7 protein-coding genes are annotated in these 6,688 nt (G+C 40.1%); 6 read left to right on the plus strand and 1 reads right to left on the minus strand.

Annotated elements, in window-relative coordinates; all coding sequences use genetic code 11:
• Positions 1 to 260: 260 nt before the first annotated feature.
• A complete protein-coding gene (locus B2X33_RS06830) occupies positions 261 to 623 on the plus strand; it encodes a hypothetical protein (RefSeq protein ID WP_296019482.1) in 363 nt (120 codons plus the stop codon).
• Positions 624 to 791: 168 nt separating this feature from the next.
• Here the strand turns inward: B2X33_RS06830 and B2X33_RS06835 are convergent, their stop codons facing one another.
• Positions 792 to 1,181: an isoamylase early set domain-containing protein gene (locus tag B2X33_RS06835; protein WP_296019479.1), complete on the minus strand. Its 390-nt coding sequence runs from the start codon at positions 1,179 to 1,181 to the stop codon at positions 792 to 794.
• Between the two features lie 231 nt (positions 1,182 to 1,412).
• On the opposite strand from B2X33_RS06835, the gene metK reads away from it, so the two are divergent.
• The 5 genes from metK to B2X33_RS06860 all read left to right on the plus strand — a co-directional run bounded on the left by metK (position 1,413) and on the right by B2X33_RS06860 (position 6,468).
• The gene (gene metK / locus B2X33_RS06840; RefSeq protein ID WP_296019478.1) at positions 1,413 to 2,624 is read left to right on the plus strand and encodes a methionine adenosyltransferase; all 1,212 of its coding nucleotides are present in this window, start codon (positions 1,413 to 1,415) and stop codon (positions 2,622 to 2,624) included.
• A 115-nt stretch (positions 2,625 to 2,739) separates the two neighbouring features.
• Positions 2,740 to 3,429, plus strand: coding sequence for a YoaK family protein (locus tag B2X33_RS06845; protein WP_296668564.1), 690 nt, complete (start codon positions 2,740 to 2,742; stop codon positions 3,427 to 3,429).
• Between the two features lie 30 nt (positions 3,430 to 3,459).
• Positions 3,460 to 4,095 carry an endonuclease III gene (gene nth, locus B2X33_RS06850; RefSeq protein WP_296019474.1) on the plus strand — a complete coding sequence of 212 codons (636 nt, stop codon included), beginning with the start codon at positions 3,460 to 3,462 and terminating at the stop codon, positions 4,093 to 4,095.
• Between the two features lie 84 nt (positions 4,096 to 4,179).
• Positions 4,180 to 5,076, plus strand: coding sequence for a mechanosensitive ion channel family protein (locus B2X33_RS06855; protein ID WP_296019473.1), 897 nt, complete (start codon positions 4,180 to 4,182; stop codon positions 5,074 to 5,076).
• 12 nt (positions 5,077 to 5,088) lie between these two features.
• Positions 5,089 to 6,468: an MATE family efflux transporter gene (locus tag B2X33_RS06860; protein ID WP_296668566.1), complete on the plus strand. Its 1,380-nt coding sequence runs from the start codon at positions 5,089 to 5,091 to the stop codon at positions 6,466 to 6,468.
• Positions 6,469 to 6,688 lie beyond the last annotated feature (220 nt).

Here is a 6,688-nt window from a genome sequence, read left to right on the forward strand (position 1 = left end):
ATTTTTATTAAAACTCGAAATTTGACCTATTAAATTAGGAGCGCACCGCACAGTCTAGCCGGCTTTTCAGGGTTCCGCTAACGCTTCATCCGCCAAGGCGGACGCTCGCGCCCTTCCAATCCGGGCTGCAAGCCCGGACGTGCGCGGGAGCGCACACGAAAAATAAACGGGTTTTGCGCAAGTAAAAGCATATTTTTCTTTAATAAAATGACAGGATTTTTTTTCTAGTTTATAATGTTTTGCGGTTGGGAGGTCGTTTTATGACTGGATATGACAAAATTGCTATTTTGCTTGCGGAACTGGGGAATGGAGCGCGCGAGGCTGTTCTTGAAAAGCTTAATTTTTCTCCTGAACAACTTAAAAAAATCAATGCTGCTACTAAAAAACTTCGCAGTTATGACGGAAAAATTTACAATCCTAAAGATAAAACTCAGGTAAACAGAGAAATTGCTGTTCTTGAGGAACTTAAAAGTTTTGGGGAGCTTCGTGGAATTTATAAGGATGTTCCGCATGGATTTATTAAAACAGCCGCTTCTGAAGAAGAAAAGCTTAGGGAGTCGGTTATGGCAAATCCTGAGGCAATTGCTCAGGCTCTTGGAAAATGGTTAAAATCTGACGATTAAATTAAAGTGGCAGGGATAGGAAGGGGCGCATAGCGCGTGTTTTTGCTTGCAAAAATACCGGAGGCGAGAGCCGTAGCCCTGGATAGCCCGGTTTTTGCGAATGCAAAAAGCCACCCAAAATAAAAAAACGGTCAAAATGCAATGTGTGCTTTGACCGTTTTTTTTTGTTTATTTTTTTGCAGTAGATTTTTTAGTTGTTTTTTTTGCCGCTGGCTTTTTTGCCGTAGTTTTTAAATTTGCTTCTGAAGGAATACAAATTACAACTGAATTGTCTGTGTTTGAAAAAGGCGCTGGAATATATTTGTCGGCTTTCCAGTCATTTTCCCAGCGTTTGCCGTCCATAAGATAGCGGTACTGGTATTCTTTTCCGGCATCGAGCTCGAGTGTTACAGAGAAAGAACCGTCTTTTGATTTTTTTAGGTGAGTTTCTGTTGAACTCCAGCTGTTAAAATCTCCAGCAAGAGATACAGTTGCTGCATCCTGGGCGGCCTCTTTTTCAACAATGAAAGTCACTTTGCATTTTGTTGCGTCTGCTGAATAAACTTTTTTTAATGCCATGACATTCTCCTTTAAAAAGTATATTTACCCTAAAACTTTATGTTTTGCGGGGCATTTTAAAAATTATTTGCTATAAATTCATTCAGAAGTATACAACTTATTGTCCGACTTGCCAATAAATTATATATTAAAAAGCGAACAGATAAAAAAATTCCGCCGATTTAACCTAAATTGCAGAGCGGAGACCGGTTTATTTGAACCGGCAAATCTTGCTAAAATGGAGGCTCGGCTATGAGCAGTCTTTCTAACAAAAATCATTATTTATTTACATCTGAGTCGGTTGGCGAAGGCCATCCGGATAAACTTTGCGATCAGGTTTCTGATGCTGTTTTGGATTATTGCCTTTCGCTTGATCCTGATGTCCACGTTGCCTGCGAATCTTTTTCTACAACGGACTTTTTGCTTGTTGGCGGCGAAATTGGTTTTCAGAATTACAAGGTGAATCCTAAAGAATTTAATGCAAATATCGAAAAAATCGCACGTCAGGTTGCTGTTGACATTGGCTATACTTCGCCAGAAGTTGGTCTTGACGGCAGAAACTGTCTTTTTATGAACCGTCTTCATGCTCAGTCTGCGGACATAAATCAAGGCGTTGTCGGTAAAGGACTTGACGAATACGAAGGTCAACAGGGAGCTGGTGATCAGGGAATGATGTTTGGATTTGCTTGCAACGAAACTCCATCGTTAATGCCTGCTCCGATTTATTATTCGCATCAGATTCTTTTAAAGGCAAATGAGCTTCGCCATAACGGAACAATTGGCTGGCTTAGGCCGGATGCAAAATCTCAGGTTACTGTTGAATATGATGAAAACAACAAGCCTGTTCGCATTGACACGGTTGTTGTTTCTCATCAGCACGATCCTGACGTTGATTATGCGACAATAAAAGAAACTATTATTAATCAGATTGTAAAACCTGTTCTCGAACCAACTGGACTTTTGGACGAGAATACAAAATTCTTTATAAATCCGACTGGAAAATTTGTAATTGGCGGTCCGGATGGAGATTCTGGTTTGACTGGCCGAAAAATCATTGTCGATACTTACGGCGGAATGGGCCGTCATGGCGGCGGAGCTTTTTCTGGAAAAGATCCTTCTAAAGTTGACCGTTCGGCTGCTTATATGGCACGCTACATTGCAAAAAATGTTGTTGCCGCGGGACTTGCCGAAAGAGTGGAAGTTGAACTTGCTTATGCAATTGGAGTTCCGTTCCCTGTTTCGATTCTTGTGGAAACTTTTGGAACTGAAAAAGCTGAGCGTTCAAAAATTGCTGCTGCCGTAGAGAAAATTTTTGACTGCACACCGGCTGGAATTATCAAAACTTTGAATTTAAAACAGCCGATTTACAGAAAAACGGCGTCTTATGGACATTTTGGACGCGAAGGTTTCCCTTGGGAAAAAACTGACAAAGTTGAAGAACTTAAAAAAGAGGTGTTGCGTTAGCGCTGGGAGTGGCGGAGTTGCGGGGCGGTTGAGTTTTGCGAAACTGCTTCGCAATGAGCGTAGCGAACCACGGACATAGCGACCCGGCAGGATGTCGGGAAACGCCAATAAAAAAATGAAGTCAAAAGCTGTTGAAATTGATTCGAGAATTACGCCGCAGGCAAAACGGGATGCGCATATTCATTATATTGTTGCTTTTTGCGGCGGTTTTTTGACGGTTTTTCCGCTGGAGAACATTGTAAAGAGTTTTGGTTCTTCTCAGACGACGCATTTAATAGAAATGGTGCGTCTTTTAATTTGGAAAGACTGGTTTGAGTTTGGACTTAGGTTTGTCGGTGTTTTAATTTTTGCTCTGCCGATTTTTTTTGTTACTTTTGCCAAAGAACACACAAAAATTAACGTAAAATATGCGGCTCTTTTGGTTGATGTGGCGATGGGCTTTTTAATGTGGCTTATGCCGACGAATTGGCCAAAGGTTGTTTATCTTTATCCTACTTTTTTTGCAATGTCGCTTCAGTGGAGCAGTTTTTCGGGAAGTTACGGCTATGCGGCTTCGACAAATTTTTGCACGAATAATTTTAAGCAGACAATCAGTGCCTTGACGGAATATTTTTGTAACGGAAAAAGTGAATTTAAATTGAAGGCGCAGTTTTATGGCGCGGTTCTTGCCGGCTATTATCTTGGAATTTTTGCCGGATTTAAGCTTTTTGAAAAACTTGGAAATTTTTGTTTTACGCTGGTTACGATTCCTTGTGCGATAATTGCGGTTTTGCTCGCGACTTTTCCAAAGGATTCAGCAAAATAGTTTTTTTTGTGATTTTGCAAGGTTGGAAAAATGATTCTTTCAAAGCAGCAGATTGTTGAAATTATGGAACGTTTTAAGGTTCAAAATCCGAATCCAAAGAGCGAACTTGATTTTAAGAATCCGTTTACTTTGCTTGTTTCTGTAGTTTTGAGCGCTCAGGCAACCGACAAATCCGTAAATTTTTATACAAAACCGCTTTATGAAGCTGCCGACACACCTCAAAAAATTGTTGCCCTTGGTCAGGAAAAATTGATTGAGTTTATAAAACCAATCGGTTTATGGAAAAATAAATCTAAAAATATAATTGCACTTTCTAAAAAGCTGATTGAAGATTTTGGCGGAATTGTTCCAAATTCCAGAGAGAAACTTATGTCTTTGCCGGGAGTTGGAAGAAAAACTGCGAATGTTGTCTTGAATGTGGTTTTTGGTCAGAATACAATGCCGGTCGACACGCATCTTTTGCGGATTTGTCCGAAAATTGGGCTGGCAGAAGGCTCAACTCCGGAGCAGGTTGAAAATTCGCTCTTAAAAAATATTCCTGCCGAATATTTGCAGCATGCGCACCATTGGCTTTTGCTTCACGGCCGCTATGTTTGCACAGCCCGGAATCCAAAGTGCAATGAATGTTTGATAAGAGATTTGTGTCTTAACGGCAGAAGTCTTTAAGACAATTGATTTTTGAATTGATAAAATGGTGAATTGAAAGTTTTGGAAAAAATTTAGTATTTTTTTATTGGAGGCATAATAAAAATGGAAGAAAGCGTAATTGCGGAAGCGGCAAACGGTGCGATTGCACTTGCAAATGGAACGGCAAATGAAGTAAAGTCGCTGTTTCATCTCGATGAACTGTCAGCTTATTTTACTTGGGCAAATCTTGCAAAAGTGATTACAAGCGTTGTGGCAATTCTTATTTTCTGGGTGTTTTATCGCATAATCAGGCATTTTGTAAAAAAAACGGCTTCAAAAACTTTGCAGAAAAAAACTGTTTCGCTTATTGTAAAGGCAGTCAGTTATTGTTTTTACGTTTTAATCGTAATGTATGTTCTCGGACTCTTTGGAATTAAACTGAGCGCAATTTGGGGCGCTGCAGGAATTGCTGGAGTTGCCATTGGTTTTGCAGCGCAAACTTCCGTAAGCAATTTGATTTCCGGTCTTTTTGTTGTTACCGACAAGGCAATGAAAATCGGCGATTTTATAGAAGTTGACGGGATTTCTGGAACGATTGATTCAATAGGAATAATTTCGATAAAAATTCATACTGGCGACAACCAGCTTGTGCGAATTCCAAATGCAACAATAATAAATACAAAATTAAAAAATTATTCGGCTTTTCCGTACAGACGCTACATTTTTGAAACCAGTGTTGATTATGGCAGCGATTTTGACAAGGTTATGGAAGTTGCAAAAACTGTTCCTGCACGATGTCCGACTGTTGTTCTTGATAAACCGGAATACTCTCCAAAAGTGCTTTGGACAACTCATGGAGACAGCGGAGTGAATTTGAACATTATTGTTTGGAGCAAAATAGAAGATTTTTTGCAGACAAAAAGCGATATTTCAGTAAATACTTTAAAAGCTTTTAACGAGGCTCAAATCAATATTCCGTTTAACCGTATGGACGTTGCGATTTTGAACGAAAAAAAATAGGAAGTGAATTGAATGCAAGCTCAGGCAAAACCAGTAAATCAGCTGTTCAGTAAAAATTTTCTCAATCGCTTAATCTGGCCTTTGGTTGCAGAGCAGTTTCTGGCAATGACAATCGGTGCTTGCGATACGGTTATGGTTTCTTCTGTCGGAGAAGCTGGCGTTGGCGGAGTAAGTTTGATTGATCAGCTTGGGCAGCTTGTAATTCAACTTTTTGCTGCGTTTGCTACTGGCGGAGCGGTGGTTGCAAGTCAATATCTCGGTCATAAAGAACAAAAAAAGGCTCAGGCTTCTGCAAAACAGCTTCTAAATTTGTGCGTGATTGCCGGAGTGTTTTTTATAGCAATATGTCTGCCTTTGCGCCGGATTATTTTGAACGGAATTTTTGGCGCGCTTGAACCGCAGATTATGGACAATGCGCTAACTTACTTTGTCTGGATTTTGTTTAGTTTTCCGTTGCTTGGAATTTATAACAGTTGCGCTGCGTTGTGCCGGGCAATGGGAAATAGCAAAATAAGTTTAAAAGTCAGCCTTATAATGAATTTGGCAAATATTGCTGGAAACGCGATTTTGATTTACGGAGCAAAAATTGGAGTTGCCGGAGCAGGAATTTCAACTCTCGTAAGCCGAGGTATTGCCGCCGTTGTAATGCTTTGCGTTTTAAGCCAAAAAAAATGGCCGCTTTTTTTAGAAAAAATCTGGAAACCGAAGTTTGATTTTTCACTCATGGGACGAATTTTAAAAATTGCAGTTCCGAGTGGAATTGAAAATTCTGTTTTTCATATCGGAAAAACCCTTGTCTATTCGTTTATGTCCAGTTTTGGAATTACGGCAATTGCTGCAAATGCAATTTCAAACACAGTCGCGAGTTTTTCAAATATTCCGGGAAATGCAATAGGTCTTGCAAGTGTAACGATTGTCGGTCAGTGCATTGGCGCCGGCGAAAAAGAACAGGCAAAATCTTATGGCCGAAAGATGATGCTTTTGTCTTACGGCGGAATGTTTGTTACGGCAATTGTGGTTTTTGGACTTGCGCCGTTTGTTACAAAAGTTTTCAATTTGACGCCGCAAGCTCAACGTTTGGCCGTGCTTGTAATCCGCGCTTGTATGGTTGCAAATATAATTTTCTGGCCAATGAGTTTTACAATGCCAAATATTCTTCGTGGAGCAGGCGATGCAAAGTATACGATGATAATTTCAAATATAAGCATGTGGCTTTTCCGCGTTCTTGGCAGTTTTTTGATTTCAAAATGGATTTTGCACATTTATCCGGGAAACACACATCTTGCGCTTTTTGGCATTTGGATTGGAATGTTTTTGGACTGGATTTTCCGCGGAATTATGTTCTACGCGCGCTTTTGTGGCAAAAAATGGCTTGAAAAAAAAGTAATTTAGCCTGGATTTTAAAAATTGGAAAAAACAGTCAGTTATGCGTCATTTTCGTGCTGCGACACGGAAACCTAAAATTTCAATTGATTATCGGATCAAGCTGGATAAATTTTTGGAGCGCAATTAGCGAAAAAGAAAATTTGTCAGTTAGAACCGTCCAGTTGCCGCAAAAACCGGCTTTCCAGGGTTCCGCTAACGCTCTATCCGCAAAAGCGGACGCTCGCGC

Source organism: Treponema sp. UBA785, from assembly GCF_002297065.1.
Classification (GTDB): Bacteria; Spirochaetota; Spirochaetia; order Treponematales; family Treponemataceae; genus Treponema_D.

What these genes read in the sequence shown, in the direction of transcription:
- B2X33_RS06860 (WP_296668566.1), top strand. Translation starts at nt 5,089, where the DNA reads ATGCAAGCTCAGGCAAAACCAGTAAATCAGCTGTTCAGTAAAAATTTT.
- nth (WP_296019474.1), top strand. Translation starts at nt 3,460, where the DNA reads ATGATTCTTTCAAAGCAGCAGATTGTTGAAATTATGGAACGTTTTAAG.
- B2X33_RS06830 (WP_296019482.1), top strand. Translation starts at nt 261, where the DNA reads ATGACTGGATATGACAAAATTGCTATTTTGCTTGCGGAACTGGGGAAT.
- B2X33_RS06835 (WP_296019479.1), bottom strand. Translation starts at nt 1,181, where the DNA reads ATGGCATTAAAAAAAGTTTATTCAGCAGACGCAACAAAATGCAAAGTG.
- B2X33_RS06855 (WP_296019473.1), top strand. Translation starts at nt 4,180, where the DNA reads ATGGAAGAAAGCGTAATTGCGGAAGCGGCAAACGGTGCGATTGCACTT.
- metK (WP_296019478.1), top strand. Translation starts at nt 1,413, where the DNA reads ATGAGCAGTCTTTCTAACAAAAATCATTATTTATTTACATCTGAGTCG.
- B2X33_RS06845 (WP_296668564.1), top strand. Translation starts at nt 2,740, where the DNA reads ATGAAGTCAAAAGCTGTTGAAATTGATTCGAGAATTACGCCGCAGGCA.